The organism is Clostridium sp. TJA020 (assembly GCF_058310295.1).
On sequence record NZ_JBZEFC010000008.1, the window covers coordinates 119,194 to 139,500 of the forward strand.

Genomic DNA, 20,307 nt, shown 5'->3' on the forward strand with positions numbered 1-20,307 from the left:
TATTAGCCCTCTTTATATTGGTTCAGATAAAACATATACATTTCTAAATCCGTTATCAATTAAAATTCTTGAAGCTACTATAGCTCTGTTTCCACTAGAGCAAACACATATTATAATGTTATTTCTGTATTTTTCCAATTCATTTATTTTTTTAGGAAGTTCTTTTAGTGGAATGTTTATAGATTCTTCTAATTTATTTCCATATATAATTTCTTCAGGTTCTCTTACATCTAATATAAAAATATTATCTTTGTTAGATTCTATAAATTTAGTAAATTCTTCTTTATTTAAGTATATAGGCATAGAACGTGGTGATTTAATATAACTACTTTGACAAATACCTTCCTCAAAAGGAATTTTAATTGAATTTATATTCATATTGCACAAAGTATTTAAAGAAATAACTTTAAGCATCCAATCAGGTGGGGGATAACATTGCTCTGTAATGCTTAAAAACTCTTTTTTGTTTTTTATTTTTAAATATTTATTTATTTTTTTTAGATGGTGTAATGTATATGGTGGAGAGTCAGTATAATTATGTGCTGGATAAACTATTAGATGGGATGGTAACTTAGAAAGTTTAATTAAACTATGATAGTGATCTAAAGGGTTTCCAGTTGGAAGATCATCTCTTCCAGCACCATCAGATAAAAATAGAGTGTCTCCAGTTAGAAGTTTATCTTCAAATATAATACACATACTATCTATTGAATGACCAGGAGTGTGTATGCATTTTAGTATTATACCATCTATATTAAGAATTTCATGATTCTTTATTTTTTTAGTAATAGAGTTACAACTTGTATTTTCATTCATAAAAAAATTACAGTTAGTTTTTTCTTTTAAACTATAACAGCAACTTAAGTGTTCTGAATGGGTATGAGTATCTATAACTGCTTTAAGAATCCCATTTTTATTTTTTATAAAATTTAAATAAAAATCTTCATAATCAAGCTTTGGATCAATTAGTACACAAGAATTATTTTTAGTGTTTAATATTAAATAAGTGCAACAGTGGTCTTTGTTTAATTTATAAAACTTCATAAAATACTCCTAAAAATCAATATATTTTATTATATGTCTTTAGTAAGAATGGTGTTTTATAATGCATAAATAAAAAAGGAATTACCATTTGGTAATTCCTTTAAATTATTTATTTCTATATTTTTCAAGTTCAGCATCTAAATTGTCATTTTCAAGTGCTGCAAATTCATCATCTAAAGAAGGAGTTCTAAGATCTTTCAATCCTTCAGCATAACTTTCTTCTTTAGCTATTTTTCTTTCAATGTCATCTAAGTTTATAGAGTTTTTCTTAGTTTGTACATTGGCCATAATCTCATTGACTTGTTTAGTAGCATTTGCAGTATTAAGTCTTGCTGAGGCTTCATCTCTATAGCTTCTAGTTTTTTCAATTTCTTCTTGAAGTTTGACTAGATTTTCTTTAAGACTTTTTGCTTTAGCTTCTAATTCTGTATGAGAAGTAGTTAGTGTCTGAAGCTTTTTATCAGCATCAAGCTTTAATTTAAGAGCTTTTTTAGCAAGTTCTTCATTATTTTTACTCATAGCAAGTTTTACTTTTTCATCATATTCAACAGCAATTGCTTTAGTCTTGTCCATTTCTTTTTCAATTTCTTTTAAATTACCAAATATTTGAGCTGAAGAAAGTTTTGCTTTATTTAGACTTTCTTCCATATCTCTTATTTTTTGATCTAATAATTCGATTGGATTTTCCATATTATCTAATGCTGAATTAGTTTTTGCTTTTAACATGTTTGATATTCTATTAAATATACCCATAATTATGAGCCTCCTTTAAGTTCATACAATTAATATTGCTTAACTTTTCTTATAATTATATAATTTTTCAAAAAATTATCAATATTGAATTTTAATATTAATAAAATTTTAATTAAGAATATTATTTCTTAAATTTAAAGAAAATAAAATAAATAATAAATAGTATAATAGTAATTACGCAAAGAATAACAATTGCCTTAAAAATAAATGACATTCCAAAAAAAGAATGACCATATGATGAAAAGAAGGGGAATACACTAAAATTTCTATTGTATCTTTTAGTTCCTTCGGATGTATCATATGAATTTTTTTCTTTTTTAGATTTATCAGTAGTATCATTATTAGATTTATCAGAGTTTTCTTTATTTTTATTACTATTATTGTATTTATCTGATGTATTAAATTTAGAGTTAAATTTATCACTTGTAGAATTTTTATTTGAATCCTTTGGTTTACTATATTTATTTGATGTATTAAATCTAGTATTCCAATTAGAACTCTTTGAAGTTGATGTATTACTTTTAAATGATGATGAAGAAGATGATGGCTTACTATAACTAGATGAACTTTTAAAGCTAGCAGCATAAGTTGGAACTATAAATGATAAAAGGTTAGATAAAAATATAGTTAATATAACTATAAATTTAACTATTGATTTATTCCGAAGCTTCATTAAAATTAATCCCTCCTAAAGGCATATTTTTATTAATATGCTATTTAATTTATATTATAATTTAAAGTGAAAAAATTAACAAATTGTATTATTTTAATAAATTAATATTTAAATTATTTAAAAAATATTTTTGTCATTTATAATAAATATTAAAGAGGTGATAAAGGTGAATATTAACAAGGCAAAAGAGATTATAAAAAGTGAAAAAGATAATATAACAGAGTATTATACTAATATAACTTTTTCTATTAATGATATTATTCAATTTTCAGAAGGAACTGATATTAAATCAAGATATTTTGTGAAAAATATAAAGGTTTTAGATAAATACTCAGAGCTTTTAGAAAGTGCTGAAAGTAAATTAAATAAAAAGAAAAAAGTTTTATTTTTTGAGGTAGATGCTTCTTCAGCAAGTGAAATTAATGATTCAGTAAATAGTATATTAGATTATAAAAATAAATATAATAATGTATTTTTAAAGTTAAAGTGTTGTTCTAAATGTCAGTGTTTAACTTGTATGAGAGATTGTAAGTTTAAAGGATGTCTTTCATGTGGAAAAAGTGGACGAGTTACTGAATGTGATAAGGAAAAATATAATATAACAATGTTTAATGGGGAATATTCAAAATTGTATAATGGTGAAACAAATCAATATGATAGTGTAGAAATATTAGCTCAAATTGATATATTAACAGAAAAAACTTCCTTTAGAGTAATTAAGTCAAATGGTGAATTTTTAATACTTACATATGAACATAACCCTAAAGATGGAGATAGCTATGGTAGTGTAAGTGATAAAGATACATTTAATTTTATAGCAGATTTATATGAAAGAAATGTTGAAAATATTATATAGAATGCAAACCTCTTATTTTTAATAAGAGGTTTTTAATTTTATTTAAAATTAAATTTATAGTTTTATATAAAATAATGCTTTTTTTTAGTACAAATTTTCTGTTAATAGTTAGTTAATAAAGTTTACTAATTGACAATAAAAGTTTACTATGTAAAAATAGTTTTATAATTGGATAAATTTTGTCGAATGATAGGGGATGAATGAAATAAAAAGGGGTAAATTTATAATAAATATATTATGTATACTTATAATAATAAATAATTTTTTTTGTATTAAAGCAAATGCTGTTGAAGAAAATAAATATTTAAAATTTACTAACATAACAGTAAAGGACGGATTATCTCAAGGTTCTGTTTTCTCTATTTTAAGAGATAGTGATGGTTATATGTGGTTTGGAACAAATGATGGACTAAATCGATTTAATGGATATGAATATGAAGTTATAAAGTCAGAAGATAAGGATAAAGATACTATTTTTCCAGGAATAATAGGATCAATAGTAGAAGATAAAGATGGATATTTGTGGATTGGAACAAGTTCTGGTTTAAGTAAATTAGATAGACAGACATTAAAAGCTGAAAGAATTGAAGCCGATGAAAATGATCCACATAAAATTTTAGGAAGTCATATTTGGGATATTTATATTGATAGTAGTAATCATATGTGGGTTGCAACAGAAGATGGTTTAAATGAATATGATCCTAAAACAAAAATATTTAAAAAATATTTTAGTGAAGAAAATAAAGAAGATACATTATATGATGGATTCATCACTTCTATTATGGAAGGGTTAAATGGAGAAATATGGATATCTACAGAAAAAGGATTAAATATAATAAATAAAGCTACTGGTAAAATTACTAAAGTACTAGAAGATAAATTACCTAGTAAAAATATTTTGAAGCTTTATAAAGATATGAATAATAACATGTGGATTGCAACTCAAGATAAGGGAGTATATAAATTTAATCTTAAAACTAAAGAATTTGATAATTTAGAAAATATAAATAGAAAGTACGCTTTTGAAAAATATGCTATAAATAGTATGTATGAAGACTTTAATAATAATATGTGGCTTGGAAGTAAAGGTGGTTTAATTAAATATAATAATAAAACCAAAAATGTTGATTTCTATATAAATAAACCATATGATCAAGAAAGTTTAATTAATAATAGTATACAAAGTGTTTATAGAGATAGTGATGGATTAATGTGGATTGGAACATACAATGGTATTAGTATGTTAAATCCTAATCCTGAGTTTACTCATTATAAGAGTCAGCCAGGTGAAACAAATACTTTGAGTGGAAATAGTATAGGTGGAATTTATGAAGATGAAGATGGAATTCTTTGGGTTGGAACTAATAATGATGGATTAAATAAGTTTGATAGAGAAAATGATAAAATAACTCATTATAAATTTGATAAAAATAATCCAAATAGTATACCAAGTAATACATTATTTCAAGTTACAGGTGATGGTAATGGAAATATATGGATAGCAACAAAGGAAGGATTATGTAAACTTAATAAAAAAACAGGTGATATAAAAACATACAGACATGAATCAAATAAGAATTCTTTAGTGCATAATGATGTAAAGGAAGTTTATTTTGATAAAAATGGATTACTTTGGGTTGGAACACGTCAGGGTTTAGATGTTTTTAATCCTAAAACAGAAAAGTTTACTAATTTAAATTATCTATTTGATAAAGCTGGAGTATGCGAAAATTATATTAGAAGGGTATTTCAAGATTCTAAAGGAAATTATTGGATAGCAACTGGTTGGAATGGTGGAATATTAAAGTTAGATGTAGAGAAAAAGAAAGCAATAAATTATACATCCATAGAAAATAATCCTAATTCCTTAAGTAATAATGCAATAAAAGGTATAAATGAAGATAAAGAAGGAAACATGTGGTTCTCCACATCTGTTGGATTAAATAAATTTGACCCTAGGACAGAAAAGTTTACAATATTTACAGAAAAAGACGGACTTGCAAATAATTATGTATATGGTGTTTTATTAGATGATGAAGACAATGTATGGGTAAGTACTAATGGTGGAATTTCAAAATACGATAAGCATAAAAAAAAGTTTGAAAATTATAATTTACTTGATGGACTTCAGGGAAATGAATTTAATGGAACAGCCGAATTTAAAGCTAAAGATGGCGAGATGTTTTTTGGAGGAGTAAATGGTGTAACAGCATTTTATCCTAAAGATATATATACAAAGCCACTTTCAAATCCAAATATAAAGATAAGTAAGTTTAAAGTATATAATAATAAGAACATACAGATAAAAAATGATTCTATAGAATTAAAGCATAATGAAAATACATTTTCATTTGAATTTTTTCTACCAGATTATAAAAGTATGGGGACAGAAAATTTTGAGTATCAGCTTGAGGGATTTGATAAAGATTGGATATACCTAGGAAAAAGAAATTATGTAAGTTATACTAATATTCCACCGGGAAAATATATTTTTAAAGTAAGAGCCAGAGATAAAAATGGTGAAGTAACAGATGTTAAAGAAGTTAAAATAAAAATAAATAAGCCTTGGTATAATTCAAATTTAGCTTATTTAATTTATTTGTTTTTAATATTACTTATAATATATTTTAGCATTAACTATGTAAAAATATTAAATAGATTAGTTAAACAAAGAACGGAACAATTAAATAAAGAACTTTTAGAAAATGAAAAAATGTACAATAAACTTTTAAAGTATGAAAAGTTTAGAAATACTTATTTAGTTAATCTTTCTCATGAACTTAGAACACCACTTAATGTAATACTATCAAGTGAGCAACTTATTAGCTCATTAAATGATAGTAAAAATGGAATAGGAAGAAAAGATTTATCTAAATATATGAAAATAATAAAGAAAAATTCTACTACTCTTTTAAAAGTTATAAATGACTTAATTGATAGTTCAAAAATAAGTTCAGGAGCATATAAACTTAATATATCAGAAGAAGATATTGTTTATTTAGTAGAAGAAGTTGCATTATCTATGAAAAGTTATATTGAGAGCAATAATCTAGAGCTTATAATAGATCCAGAAATAGAAGAAAAAATTATAGAGTGTGATAAAACTAATATAGAAAGATGTGTTATAAATTTAATATCAAATGCTGTTAAATTTACTAAGTCAGGTGGAACTATATTTGTTGAAATAAAAGATAATCATGATAGTGTAGATATAATTGTTAGAGATACTGGAATTGGAATACCAAAAGATTATCAAAATATTATATTTGATAGATTCGCACAAGTTGAAACACAAGTTTCAAGTAAACATTGTAGTAGTGGAATAGGGCTTACTTTAGTTAAAAATCTTGTTGAACTTCATAAAGGAAAAATTACATTAAAAAGTGAAGTAGGTAAAGGAAGTGAATTCATAATAACGCTTCCAGTAAAACAAGAAAAAAGTGAAGAATAAGTTTAATAAATAAGGAATCTATTTTTTATTAGGTTCCTTATTTTGTTATAGAACAATAAAATTTAAAATAAATTTAATGTGAAATTAAATTATAGGTGATAAAATTAAATAAATTGAAATTACTATTTACTATATAACTATATTCCTATATAGTTATATAGTGAGGTGATATTACATGAAAAAAGTAGATTTAACTAAAGATGATATTACTAAATCTCTTATAAAATTATCACTGCCAATTATAGCAACTAATTTTATACAAACAGCTTATGGAATGATAGATATGCTTTGGATTGGACGGTTAGGAAGTGATGCTGTTGCGGCTATAGGAACAGCTAGTTTTTTTATAAATCTTGCTATGGCAATTTTTACAATTGTATCTATAGGGACTGGGGTTAAAATATCTCATTCTATAGGGAGGGGGAGAGAAAAAGAGAGTAAAACATACATACAAAATGGTATAATACTTACAAGCTTTATAGGATTAATATATACAATATTTCTTTTTATATTTAATAAACAACTAATAAGTTTTTATAAATTAGGAAATTATGTAGATTTTATGGCACAAAAATATCTTTTAATATCTGCAATAGGTATTATATTTATGTTTTTTAATACACTATTAACATCTATTCTTAATAGTTATGGGGATAGTAAGGTACCATTTAAAGCAAATGTTATAGGATTTATTTTTAATATTATATTAGATCCTATATTAATATTTGGTATTGGAATAATTAAGCCATTAGGAGTAGTTGGAGCAGCTCTTGCAACACTTATTGCAAGAATAATTGTATTTTTAATGTTTATAAAGATGTCAAAAGGGAAATTAAAAGTTTTTGAAGATAAGTTTAATTTTGATAAAGATAAATGTTTGTCAGTAATTAAGCTTGGATTACCAATAACTATGCAAAGAGTTATATTTACTTTAATATCTATGTCTATTGCAAAATTAGTTTCTGACTATGGTGCAATAGCTATAGCGGTTCAGAGGGTTGGAATTCAAATTGAATCTATATCTTATGTTACAATTGGAGGGCTTCAAGGTGCTATTGCTGCTTTTGTTGGTCAAAATTATGGAGCAATGAAAAAATATAGGATAAAGGAAGGGTATTATAAAGCTTTAAAACTTACTATAGTGTTTGGAATCAGTGTAACTTTACTATTTATAGTATTTTCAAAACAAATATTTGGTATATTTTTATCAGATAATGAAAGTTTAATTATGGGTAGCACTTATATGAAAATATTAGGTTTATCTCAAGTGTTCATGTGTATAGAATTATTAACTGTTGGAGCATTTAATGGAATAGGAAAAACATATGCTCCACCAATAATTAGTGTTACTTTTACAGCACTTAGAATACCTATAGCAATATTTTTATCAAATATAAGCTTTTTAAAACTTAATGGAATATGGATTAGCATAAGTATTAGTAGCTTTTTTAAGGGTGTACTTTTACTTAGTTGGTTTTTAATTGATATGAATAAATTAACTTTTAATTATAATATAAAAAAGGAGATAGAGAGAAATGTATGATAACTTATTACAATTAATAAAAAGTAATAATTTAAATAAAAAATTACTACAAAGTGGATTTGGTCTTGAAAAAGAAAATTTAAGGGTTGATAAAGAAGGAAAGCTTGCTTTAACTAAACATACTAATATATTTAATGAAGAAAATCCGTATATAAAAAGGGATTTTTCAGAAAGTCAAGTTGAAATGATAACCCCTATATGTAAATCAATAAATGAAGTTTATGATTTTATGGAAAATCTTCATAATATAGTTTCTACTAGTTTGAAAGAAGAGTATTTATGGCCACAAAGTAATCCGCCTATAATACCAAAGGATAATGAAATACCAGTTGCAGAACTTAAAAATCAAGATGAAGTAAAATATAGGGAAGGTCTTCTAAAAAAATATGGTGCAAAGAGACAATTAGTAAGCGGAGTGCATTTTAATTTTTCATTTAATGAAGAGCTTTTAAAAGAACTTTATAAGCTTTCAAATACTAAAGAAAATTATAAGGATTTTAAAAATAATATATATTTTAAAATAGGTAGAAACTTAATAAAATATAAATGGTTTTTAATATATTTAACAGGAGCTAGTCCTGTTTTTCATAAAAGTTATAAGGGAACTTGTAAAAGAATAAGTCAAACATTAGGAAAAGATGAGCATTATTTTAAGGGGGTAAATTCTCTTAGAAATAGTGAGTGTGGATATAAAAATGTAGAAGATTATTATGTATCTTACAACAATGTTTATGAATATGTTGAAGATATAAAAAGACTTATAGAAGATAAGTGTATACAAGGTGCAAGAGAATATTATAGTCCTATTAGATTTAAAACAAAAGAAACTGGAGATATGCTAGAAAATTTATTAAATCATGGTGTTAAATATATAGAAATAAGACTTCTTGACCTAGATCCATTAAGTCCAATTGGAGTAAGTAAAGATACATTAAATATGATTTTCTTATTTATACTATTTACATTATTTACAGAAGATGAAAAGTACACTGTTAGACTTCATGATGAATATGTAAAAAATGATAATAGGGGTATAGAAACAAAAGAATTTAATATGATAAATATGAATGGTAAAGAAGTTTCTTTAAGACAAGAAGGACTTAAGGTTTTAGATGAAATAGAAAAAATTTGTGATATTTTATTTAGTGATAATGATGAATTAAAAGAAGTAATTAAAATTTCAAGAAGTAGATTTATAAATTATAAAGAAACTATATCAGCAAAACTTATAAAAGATATAAAGAAATATGGATATATAAATTATTTTATGAATTTAAGTAAAGAATATTTAAAATATAGTGAAAAAAATGTATTTAAATTAAAAGGCTATGAGGAATTAGAACTTTCAACTCAAATATTAATTATTGATGCAATAAAAAGTGGAATAGAATTTGAAGTTTTAGATAAGTTAGATAATTTTATATCACTTAAAAAGGGTAATCATATAGAATATGTAAAACAAGCAACAAAAACATCAAAAGATAGTTATATAACTGCTTTAATTATGGAAAATAAATTAGTTACAAAGAAAGTATTAGAAGAACATAATATAAAAGTTCCAAAGGGTGGATATTACGATAATATAGAAAGTGCTATAGATGACTTTTATAAATATAAAAATAAACAAATAGTTATAAAGCCAAAATCAACAAATTTTGGAATAGGAATAACTATTTTTAAGACTGATTTTACAGAAAAGGAATATAAAAGAGCTTGTGAAATTGGATTTGAAAATGATAATGAAATATTAATAGAAGAATTTATAAATGGAAAAGAGTATAGATTTTTAGTAATTGATGATGAAGTTGTAGGAATACTTCACAGAGTACCTGCAAATGTAATAGGTAATGGAGTAAACACAATTAAAGAGCTTGTAATAGAAAAAAATAAAAATCCACTTAGAGGAAAAGGATATAAAACTCCACTTGAAAAGATATCTTTAGGTGAGGCAGAAGAAATGTTTTTGAAAGATCAAAATAAAGATTTTAACTATATACCTAAAAAAGATGAAATTATATATTTAAGAGAAAATTCTAATATAAGTACTGGTGGAGATAGTATAGATTTTACAGATGATATAGATAATAGTTACAAAGAAATAGCAATTAAAGCTGCTAAAAGTGTAAATGCTAAAATAACTGGTGTAGATATGATGATAAGTAATATAAAAGAAAGAGCAAAGGAAAATAATTATGGAATTATAGAAATAAACTTTAATCCAGCAATACATATTCATAGCTATCCTTATAAGGGAACAAATAGAAATGTAGCTAGAAAGGTATTAAATTTACTTTTTAAGGAGAGTAATTAGCATGGAAGAAAAGACGAGTGAAGTTTTAAAAGCACTTGCTCATCCAGTTAGATTAAAGATAGTAAAGCAGCTATATGATGGACCTATTTGTGTCTGTCATATAAATAGTAATATAGAATATTCGCAAGCAAATGTATCAAAACATTTAAAAATACTTAAGTCAGCTAAAATAGTTGAGGGAACAAAAGAGGGAATGTTTAGATATTATAAGCTTAAAAATGAAAAAATAAAAGATTTAATAAAATTAGCAGAGGATATAGTACTAGAAGGAGAAACTTAAGATGAAAATAATAAATCCTTATGGATATAAAGGTGAGTATTTAAAGGGAAATTTACATACTCATACTAAAAATAGCCCTTGTGGACACTATGATATTAAAAAAGTAATTGAGCTTTATAAGTCATATAAAATGGAGTATGATTTTTTAGCTATTACAGATCATTATTTTTTAACAGATTTAAAAGAATTTAGTGATGAAGATATAGTTATGATACAGGGTGTTGAGTATAAACGAAAAGAACATCAAACACTAGGCATAAATATTAAAGAGTATGATGATGATTTAGATGATGACAATAATCATCAAGAATTATTTGATAAAGTAAATAATCAAGGTGGAATAAATATTATTTGTCATCCACATGGAGTATCAGAAGATTATTGGACTTTAGATAGATTATTAAATTTAGATAATTATTTAGGTATAGAAGTTTTTAATAATAATGTTAGGATGGATTGCAAGGGTAGGGCTATTGCATCAGATTTATGGGATGAGTTATTAAGTAGAGGCAAGGTTGTTTATGGATTTGCAAATGATGATATGCACATATTTTCAAGAATTGGAGGAGCTTATAATATGGTTCTTTCAGAAAAAAAGGATGTTGATAGCATAATAAATGCATTGAAAAGAGGTAGTTTTTACGCTAGTTTTGGAATGAAGTTAAAAGATATAAAGTTAGAAAATAATAAAATATCATTAAAAAATGGGGATAGTAGAGTTCCATATATATATTTTAGGTTTATAGGGAAATATGGAAAAATCTTAAAAGAAACCAAAGGCAATGAAGCTTTTTATAATATTAAAGGGAATGAAGGATATGTAAGAGTTGAAACTTATAGAGAAGATGGTGCAAAAGCTTGGCTTCAGCCATTTATAATAAATGATTAAATTTTAGAATATTTTGAAAATTCCCTTGAAATAATTAATAAGCAGTGATATACTAATTTTGTAAATTAAATCAAATAAAGATCAAAGTAGTTAAGTATTTTCTGGTTTCATTGGTGTCTCCAAAATTCAGAAAGTTTAATTATTTAGATGCTTTATATATTTGGAGGAATGAAAATGGAAGATAAGACTATCGTATGTAAAGATTGTGGAAAAGAATTCGTTTTTACAGTTGGAGAACAAGAATTCTACAAAGAAAAAGGATTTGACAATGAACCAGTTAGATGTCCTGAATGTAGAAAAGCTAGAAAGCAAAGATTCAATAAGAAATAATATTGAACATTTATAGCCATAGAACTTTTTGTTCTATGGCTTTTTAAAATTCTTTTGCTATAATTATTTTAGACAATTCTTGAAGAAAGGACAAAAAATATGAATTATTTATTTGATAATCATATAAATGTAGCTAGAAATTTTAAAGAAGAAGGAAATAAATTAAAAGCTCTTCAGTTTTATAAAAAGGCATATAATTTACAAGAAGGGAAAAAAGATATTGAACTTCTTTTAGATATGGCACTTTTATATCATGAATTAGAACAATTAGATTTAGCAGAAGAAAAGTATAGAGAAGTAATAGATATAGATAATGAGGAAGCACGTGCGTATTACGGTCTTGGAACATTATATGATGAAGATGGCTTTTTTGATGAGGCAAAAGAGTATTATTCTAAAGCTATAATGTTAAACAATTCATATGATAAAGCCTATTTTTTTCTAGCTAATATATATGATGAAGAAGAAAATAAAGATGAAGCAATAAAACTTTATAAGAAAGTTTTAGAAATAAATCAAAATGATTTATGGGCAAATGCAAATTTAGCTTGTATTATGGAAGAATTAAATAGATTAGAAGAAAGTGAAATCTATAATAAAAAAGCATTATCAATAAATCCTAATCATTATAGGATATTATTTAATATGGGAGTAGTACAAAAAAGATTAGGAAATATTGAAAGAGCAGAACAGTATTATAGAAAATCTATAGAAAATAATAAAAATTATCCTTATAGTTATTTGAATTTAGGAGTAATATATAGAGAAAAAGGCAACTATAAAAAAGCAATACAAATAATAACTGAAGGAATAATTAATAATGAAAATGAAGGATTTCTTTATTATAATAGAGCTTGTTTTTATGCATTAATTGGAGAAAAAGAGAAGGCTCTAGAAGGTGTTATTAAATCTATCGAATTAAATGATTTCTTTATTTCTTATATGAAAAAAGATAAAGAATTAGACTGCATAAGAGATTTAGAAAAATATAAACAAATATTTAAATAATAGTCATCAAAACATGTAAAAATTTATAAATTTACATGTTTTAATTTTTAGTAAAATGTAGTATATTATAGAAAATAAAAACAATAAATAAAATCTAATAGATTTATTGGGAAAAATAAATTTAATTAGATTAATAAATTTTAATATTTTAAGGTAAGGTGACTTAAAGTGGGAGAAGCAAAGAGAGCTTTGTATATTTTTTTAGGAATCGTATGTATGATTCTAGCTTTAATTGGTGGTATATTACCTATAATGCCTGGAACTATATTTTTAGTTATGGCTGGCATCTGTTTTGCAAAAGGTTCAGAAAGATTTAATAAATGGCTTATAAGCAGAAAATTTTATAAGAAGTATTTACAAAAATATATGGGAAAATATATAGAAAAAGATTTGAAGAAACATATAAAAAAGTATAACAATTGTTTGAAAAATAAAAAAATAATAAGTTGTAAAAAGGTTGCATTTAAAAATTAAATAAAGTAAGTATTAAGAAGAAACTTTATAAAGTTTCTTTTTTTTACAATAAATATTGATAATCAATATCAATTATGATAGAATGTTGTGGGAATAACTAGAAAGGGGAAATTGGTTATGATGATTAATAAAAGATTAATTAATCTTTGTAATGAATCTAAAAAGTACATAGCACTTACGGTATTTTCAAGCTTAATGACTACTGTGTGTAATTTAGGTATGGTACTTTTAATAGGTAAAATAATAAATAAAGTATTTTATATGGAAAATTCATTACATAATTTTAAGGATTTTATAAAAGGGGATATATTAAACTATTTAATAATTTTCTTATTTTTATTATGTATAAGATTTTTTGCAAATATTATGTATGGATATTTTTCAAATAAATCTTCAGAAGTTGTAAAAATAAAGCTTAGAGATGAAATATATAGTAAGCTTTTAAAATTAGGATTAAATTATAATAAAAAATTATCTACATCCTCAATAGTTCAAAGTGCAATAGAAGGTGTTGAAGCATTAGAGATATATTTTGGCAAATATCTTCCACAATTATTTTATTCACTTTTAGCTCCTATAACATTATTTTTTGTAATTTCATTTATTTCATTTAAATCTGCAATAATATTTATATTATGTGTTCCATTAATTCCAATGTCTATTATTGCAATAATGAAATTTGCAAAAAAACTTCTTAAAAACTATTGGAATAATTATTCTAATCTTGGTGAAACATTCTTAGAAAATCTTCAAGGGTTAACAACATTAAAAGTATTTAATATTGATGAAAAAAGACATAAAAAAATGAATGAAGAAGCAGAAAAATTTAGAAAGATAACAATGAAAGTATTAAGCATGCAGCTTAATTCAATAACTGTTATGGATCTTATAGCTTTTGGTGGGGCAGCTCTTGGTTCAATTGTAGCACTTTATTCATTTAAAAATGGAAATATAAATTTAGGAGATACATTAGTAATAATTTTACTTTCATCAGAATTTTTTATTCCATTAAGGCTTTTAGGTTCATTTTTCCATGTAGCTATGAATGGTGTAGCTGCATCAGATAAAATATTTGAATTACTAGATAGTGAAGAAATAGATAGAGATGTAATTTGCAAGTTAGATAATGGAGAAAAAGTAGATATTAATATTAATGATATAACATTTTCTTATGATGGAAAGAGAGATGTTATTAAAAATGTATCAATGAAAATAAAAAATAATAGTTTTACAGCTATAGTTGGAAAAAGTGGTAGTGGGAAGAGTACAATTGCTAATCTTTTAATGAATACTTATTCTGTAAACGAGGGAGAAATACTTTTTAATAATAAGAATATAAATAATTTATCTTTAAATGATTTATACAGTAAGTTAATGTTAGTAAGCACTAACAGTTATATATTTAATGGAACTATTTTAGATAATTTAAAGATTGGAAAAGAAAAAATAAGTGATAATGATATTCAATATGCTTTAGAAATATCTAATCTTAAATCATTTGTAGATTCGTTAAAAGAAGGATTGAATACAAAGGTTGGAGAAGGAGGAGCTCTTTTATCAGGTGGTCAAAAACAAAGATTAGCATTAGCAAGAGCAGTAATTGCAAATAGAGATATTTATATATTTGATGAAGCTACATCAAATGTAGACGTAGAATCAGAAGAAATAATATGGGAAGCTATAAATAAATTAGCTAAAGAAAAAACTGTAATAGTAATTTCTCATAGGTTAGCTAATGTTAAAAATGCTGATAATATATATCTTTTAGAAAATGGTGAATTATTAGAAATGGGAGTTCACGATGAGTTAATAAATAATAATGGTAAATATTATGAAATGATAAAGGAACAAGAGATATTAGAAAGGAAAGTGGTGGTTTAAATGGAGAGAAAATCAGGATTTTTAATTATGAAAAGATTAATTTTAGAACTTAAGCCATTAATTCCTTATATGTGTATAACAATAACTATGGGAGTGCTAGGGTTTTTAGCTGCTATATCAATTACTTCTTTTAGTGCTGTAGCTATTTTATCAGTAATTGATAATGGATTTAAAATATCATTTATTTCAGCAATTATAGTTGTAGTCATTTGTGCTATTTTAAGGGGACCTTTAAGATATATAGAACAACTTTCAGGACATTATATTGCATTTAAGATATTAGTTATATTGAGAGATAAAGTATTTACTGCACTTAGAAAACTTGCGCCAGCTAAATTAGAAGGCAAAGAAAAAGGAAATTTAATATCATTAATTACATCAGATATTGAACTTTTAGAAGTATTTTATGCACATACAATAGCTCCAATTTCTATTGCTGTAATTACTAATTTAATAATATCAATAATTCTTTATAGTATTAATCCATATTATGGATTAACAGGTTTGTTGCTTTATATTATAATAGGCTTTTGTATTCCTTATTTTACATCAAAAATAGGAAAAAAAGCAGGTATGGAATATAGAAATAAATTTGGAGAAACAAACTCTTATCTTTTAGATTCTTTAAGAGGTTTAAAAGAAGTATTAATATTTAAAAATGGTGAAAAAAGAAAAGAAAATATCCATAAACTTTCAGAAGAATTAAATAGCAAACAGAAGAAAATAAAACTTCATGAAGGGGTTATAAGAGCAACAACTGATTTTACAATAATGGTTGGTATGATAGGTTTTACAATTTTAGGATTATATCTTTATATAGAAGGAAAAATTAATTTTGGACAAGGTATTTTAGCAATAGTAATATTATCATCTTCCTTTGGACCTGTAGTTGCATTAAGTAATTTATCAAACAATTTACTTCAAACATTTGCATCAGCAGAAAGATTATTTAATCTTTTAGATGAAAATCCAGAAGTTATAGAAAATCCAGGTGAGAGAATTTTAACTAATACGGATATAGAATATAAAGATGTTACTTTTTCTTATAAGGGAAGAGAAGATATACTAAAAAATATAAATATAGATATAAAAATGGGAGATAGTATAGCCATTGTTGGAGAAAGTGGTAGTGGTAAGAGTACATTTGTAAAATTACTTATGAGATTTTTTGATACAAATTCTGGTGATATAATATTTGGAAATGAAAATTTAAAAACTTTAGAGACAAAAACTCTTAGAGACAATCAAGTTTTAATGAGTCAAGAAACATACCTTTTCAATGAAACTATTGAAGACAATATAAAAATAGGTTATCAAAACGCAACTAAAAATGAAGTAGAAGAAGCTGCAAAGAAGGCATCTATACATGAATTTATAGTTACTCTTCCTAAAGGATATAAAACAAAGGTGGGAGAGCTTGGAGGATATCTTTCTTCTGGAGAAAAGCAAAGAATTGGACTTGCTAGAGCCTTTTTAAGTAAAGGAAACACATTAATATTAGATGAACCTACAAGTAACTTAGATACATTAAATGAAGGAGAAATATTAAAATCAATTAAGGAAAATAAAAAAGATAAAACTATAATACTTATAACTCATAGAAAATCAACTGCATCTATATGTGATAAAACATTTAGATTAAAAAATAAGAAGTTAGTAAGAGAGTAGAGTGGGAGGCGTTTGTAATGAATAAATTTAAAAAAGGATTTTATATAACTGTTGGATTAATATCTTTTGCATTAGGAGCAATTGGTGTAATTTTACCGATATTACCTACAACGCCTTTTTTATTACTTTCATCTTTCTGTTTTGTTAGAGGGTCTGAAAAATTTGATAGATGGTTTAAAGAAACTAAAGTTTATAAAAAGCATTTAGAAAGTTTTGCAAATGAAAGAGCTATGACATTGAAACAAAAAATAACTATATTATTATTTGCTGATACAATGATGATGTTTCCATTAATAATATTAGACTCAATTATGGTAAAAATTTTTATAATATTAATTATTTTAGTGAAATTTTGGTACTTTATATTTAAAATTAAAACTATAAAGGAAAAAGATTTACAAAGGAGCTAAAATAATGACAAAAAAAGGGAGAGTTTTAAAGGAAAAGAAAATAGTACAATTTATGATTGAAATTTATTGTTATAAAAAACATGAACAAAAGAAAAATGAGTTATGTGATGATTGTAAAGAATTATTAGATTATGCACATAAAAGACTTACTTACTGCAAATTTGGAGATAAAAAAACATCTTGCAGTAAGTGTCCTATTCATTGTTATAAAAAGGACATGAAAGAAAAAATAAAAGAGGTAATGAGATTTTCAGGACCAAGACTTATTATTTATAAGCCATATGAATTTATAAGACATATATTTAAATAGGTGGGGAGATTTAAAAATGAACAACAAAATTATAGCATTACTACTTGCAGGTTCTTTAAGTTTTTCTATATGTGTACCTGCAAGTGCAAATAATTTAAATGAAATAATAAATGATAGTGAGATTAATAAAGAAGATAAATTAGAAGATGGAGTTTATAAAATAGAAAATAATGCCTTTCATATAAATGAAGACAAAGATTCTATGGCTAGAAAGTTTTTAGAAAAACAATCTTCTTTAAGAGTTTTAAATGGAGAGATATTTGTATCAGTAACATTTACAAATAAATCTATGATGAAAAATGTTAATATAAATGTAAATGACAAAGATATAGAATTTAAAATATTAGATGAAACTAAAGAAAAAATTGCATATGAGTTTAAAATTAATTCTATAAAAGATAAAATTATTATAAGTTCTACTCCTTTTACTGGAATGAATGTTAGCTTTAGATTTTTATTAAAAGAGGATACTTTAAAATTAGAAGAACAGAATGAAAATAATCCTAATGAAGAAAAACCAAGTGATGCTGAAAAGCCAGGTGAAAGTGAAAAACCAGATAACAATGAACAAGAAAACAATAAACCTAATACAGAAAACAATAAGCCAGAAAGTGGAGAAAATAATGTAAGTAAACCTAATAATGAAAGTAATTTATCAACTAATAAAGATGAAATTTTAAATAAAGAACTTTATAAAATGCAAAATGAAATAATTACAGATAGTGAAATAGGATATGCAGCAGCAAGAGGGGTTATATCAAAAACAAACTATATGGAAATAAGAAATGGAAAAAAATATATAACTATTAGCATATCAGGAACTAATTTAATGTCTAATATAAGAATTTTAATAAATGGAAAAAATATTAATTATAATATTTTAAAAAACGATACTTCTAATAATTTAATGGATATAGAATTTAAAATTGGAAGTTTGAATGATAACGTAAAATTTAAAATGCATATAGATGCTTTAGGAGAAGATATAGAATTTGGTGTTAAATTTTTGCAAAATACAGTGACACAAATTGGATTTTTACCAGAGTCAAAACCAAATACAAACTTAAATATTCCAAGTATAGATAGTGTTTTAGATGATTCTAAAGATGAAAAAAATAGTGAAAATAATCAGTCTTCTGAAACTGAAAAGTCTAAAAGCAATAAAGAAAAAATGAAAATTTTAGCTAAAGAAAGTTATAAAGAATATACAATAAAAAATGAAATTATAAGTGATAGTTCGGTTGGTAAAAAGATGGCTAGAAAGTATTTAAACGAAACTGCTCTAATGGAAGAAGTAGATGGAGTAAAATATATAACTTTAAGATTTTCAGGAATGGATCTTATGAGTAATATAAAAATAAAAATTAACGGAGAAGATGTTAAACTTGAACTTGTAGATGAAGATACAGAGAAAAATATAAAAGCTTATAGATTTAAAATAAATAGTATTAAAGATGAAATAAAAGTTTATGCTTACATAATACCCATGAATATGAATATTGATTTTGGTGTAAAACTTTTAGAAGATACTATGACTCTAGTAAATGAATATAAGCCAGAAGATGTTGTTATTAATGGAGAAAAGCTAAAGAAGACATTGGCTACAACTTTTGGTGGTGGAATGTTTTTACTTGGAGCGGCAACAAGTACATTAGGTGGAAAGTTAATAAAAATTAGAAGAAGAAAGTTTAATATAAAAGAAAATCTGAAAAAATAATATTATATATAAATAAAAAAAGAAACTATTTATTATAGTTTCTTTTTGTTTTGTGAATATTTTAATTAAACTAAGAATAAACAATGAATATTATTTTAAGATTAGAGTAAATAAAAAATAATTAAAATTTAAAGGTAATTTCTATTATCAAAATAATAAATTTATAATATAATTTATAAATTTGTTATAAATATATGATAAATAGTAGCTTTAATAAGGTTATCAATATGATAAGTTTATTATCATATTGATAACCTTATATTTATTTATTGAATAAATATACAGTGTTTGTAGTAATAAGTCCATATTTATGTATAAATATACTGTTATAAATGAAGTTTTTTAGAAAAAAATGGCATATTTATTGCTAGAATATTAAGTGAAAAAATATTTTTCGTATAAATTAAGGGGGAGAAATTATGGATTTTGAAAAAATTAAAAAATTATCGAAGGAATACGAACCTCAAATGACAAAGTTTTTGAGAGATTTAATAGCTATTCCAGGAGAAAGTGCAGGAGAAGAAGGTGTTATTAGAAGAATAGCAAAGGAAATGGAATCATTAGGATTTGATAAAGTAGAAATTGATGGAATGGGTAATGTTTTAGGTTATATGGGAACTGGAAAAAAACTAATTGCTTATGATGCTCATATAGATACAGTAGGTCTTGGAGAATTAAGTAACTGGGAATTCGATCCATATAAAGGATA

The 20,307-nt window shown here is 24.3% G+C and carries 17 protein-coding genes and 1 pseudogene; 15 read left to right on the forward strand and 3 right to left on the reverse strand.

Translation table 11 applies throughout. The features are described 5' to 3' along the window. Nucleotides 1-12: 12 nt before the first annotated feature. The 3 genes from AC4FQ1_RS11755 to AC4FQ1_RS11765 form a co-directional block, all read right to left on the reverse strand. A complete protein-coding gene (locus AC4FQ1_RS11755) occupies nt 13-1,044 on the reverse strand; it encodes a rhodanese-like domain-containing protein (protein WP_491169749.1) in 1,032 nt (343 codons plus the stop codon). A gap of 105 nt (nt 1,045-1,149) precedes the next feature. Then, nucleotides 1,150-1,797 carry a PspA/IM30 family protein gene (locus AC4FQ1_RS11760; protein ID WP_303130333.1) on the reverse strand — a complete coding sequence of 216 codons (648 nt, stop codon included), beginning with the start codon at nt 1,795-1,797 and terminating at the stop codon, nt 1,150-1,152. 121 nt (nt 1,798-1,918) lie between these two features. Continuing rightward, nucleotides 1,919-2,470, reverse strand: a complete 552-nt coding sequence (locus tag AC4FQ1_RS11765) for a hypothetical protein (protein WP_491147387.1) — start codon at nt 2,468-2,470, stop codon at nt 1,919-1,921. 166 nt (nt 2,471-2,636) lie between these two features. Between AC4FQ1_RS11765 and AC4FQ1_RS11770 the strand changes: the two genes are divergently transcribed. From AC4FQ1_RS11770 to AC4FQ1_RS11840, 15 genes and pseudogenes are all read left to right on the forward strand, one after another. Next, on the forward strand, nt 2,637-3,326 hold the full coding sequence (locus AC4FQ1_RS11770; protein ID WP_303130328.1) for a hypothetical protein: 690 nt from the start codon (nt 2,637-2,639) through the stop codon (nt 3,324-3,326). 196 nt (nt 3,327-3,522) lie between these two features. Then, entirely contained in the window at nt 3,523-6,777 is a 3,255-nt protein-coding gene (locus AC4FQ1_RS11775) for a ligand-binding sensor domain-containing protein (RefSeq protein ID WP_491169750.1), read from the forward strand. A 175-nt stretch (nt 6,778-6,952) separates the two neighbouring features. Beyond that, nucleotides 6,953-8,320 (forward strand): MATE family efflux transporter, encoded by a 1,368-nt coding sequence (locus AC4FQ1_RS11780; protein WP_491169751.1) that lies wholly within the window; start codon nt 6,953-6,955, stop codon nt 8,318-8,320. Next, nucleotides 8,313-10,631 (forward strand): bifunctional glutamate--cysteine ligase GshA/glutathione synthetase GshB, encoded by a 2,319-nt coding sequence (gene gshAB / locus AC4FQ1_RS11785; RefSeq protein ID WP_491147380.1) that lies wholly within the window; start codon nt 8,313-8,315, stop codon nt 10,629-10,631. The genes AC4FQ1_RS11780 and gshAB overlap by 8 nt, the downstream gene beginning before the upstream one ends. Before the next feature lies 1 nt (nt 10,632). Next, the gene (locus tag AC4FQ1_RS11790; RefSeq protein ID WP_303130318.1) at nt 10,633-10,911 is read left to right on the forward strand and encodes an ArsR/SmtB family transcription factor; all 279 of its coding nucleotides are present in this window, start codon (nt 10,633-10,635) and stop codon (nt 10,909-10,911) included. 1 nt (nt 10,912) lies between these two features. Beyond that, the gene (locus AC4FQ1_RS11795; protein WP_491169752.1) at nt 10,913-11,800 is read left to right on the forward strand and encodes a PHP domain-containing protein; all 888 of its coding nucleotides are present in this window, start codon (nt 10,913-10,915) and stop codon (nt 11,798-11,800) included. A gap of 174 nt (nt 11,801-11,974) precedes the next feature. Next, nucleotides 11,975-12,130 (forward strand): zinc-ribbon domain-containing protein, encoded by a 156-nt coding sequence (locus AC4FQ1_RS11800; protein WP_303130313.1) that lies wholly within the window; start codon nt 11,975-11,977, stop codon nt 12,128-12,130. A 99-nt stretch (nt 12,131-12,229) separates the two neighbouring features. Beyond that, on the forward strand, nt 12,230-13,138 hold the full coding sequence (locus tag AC4FQ1_RS11805) for a tetratricopeptide repeat protein (protein ID WP_491169753.1): 909 nt from the start codon (nt 12,230-12,232) through the stop codon (nt 13,136-13,138). Nucleotides 13,139-13,306: 168 nt separating this feature from the next. After that, on the forward strand, nt 13,307-13,612 hold the full coding sequence (locus AC4FQ1_RS11810) for a YbaN family protein (RefSeq protein ID WP_491169754.1): 306 nt from the start codon (nt 13,307-13,309) through the stop codon (nt 13,610-13,612). Between the two features lie 117 nt (nt 13,613-13,729). Further along, complete coding sequence (locus AC4FQ1_RS11815; RefSeq protein ID WP_491169755.1) at nt 13,730-15,493, forward strand: ABC transporter ATP-binding protein/permease; 1,764 nt, start codon at nt 13,730-13,732, stop codon at nt 15,491-15,493. After that, a complete protein-coding gene (locus tag AC4FQ1_RS11820; RefSeq protein WP_491169756.1) occupies nt 15,494-17,161 on the forward strand; it encodes an ABC transporter ATP-binding protein in 1,668 nt (555 codons plus the stop codon). A gap of 17 nt (nt 17,162-17,178) precedes the next feature. Continuing rightward, nucleotides 17,179-17,571 carry a YbaN family protein gene (locus AC4FQ1_RS11825; RefSeq protein ID WP_491169757.1) on the forward strand — a complete coding sequence of 131 codons (393 nt, stop codon included), beginning with the start codon at nt 17,179-17,181 and terminating at the stop codon, nt 17,569-17,571. Between the two features lie 4 nt (nt 17,572-17,575). Beyond that, the gene (locus AC4FQ1_RS11830; RefSeq protein ID WP_491169758.1) at nt 17,576-17,881 is read left to right on the forward strand and encodes a nitrous oxide-stimulated promoter family protein; all 306 of its coding nucleotides are present in this window, start codon (nt 17,576-17,578) and stop codon (nt 17,879-17,881) included. Nucleotides 17,882-17,897: 16 nt separating this feature from the next. After that, nucleotides 17,898-19,598, forward strand: coding sequence for an NEAT domain-containing protein (locus AC4FQ1_RS11835; protein WP_491169759.1), 1,701 nt, complete (start codon nt 17,898-17,900; stop codon nt 19,596-19,598). Between the two features lie 419 nt (nt 19,599-20,017). Then, a pseudogene (locus AC4FQ1_RS11840) lies at nt 20,018-20,307 on the forward strand (YgeY family selenium metabolism-linked hydrolase); the annotation flags it as partial.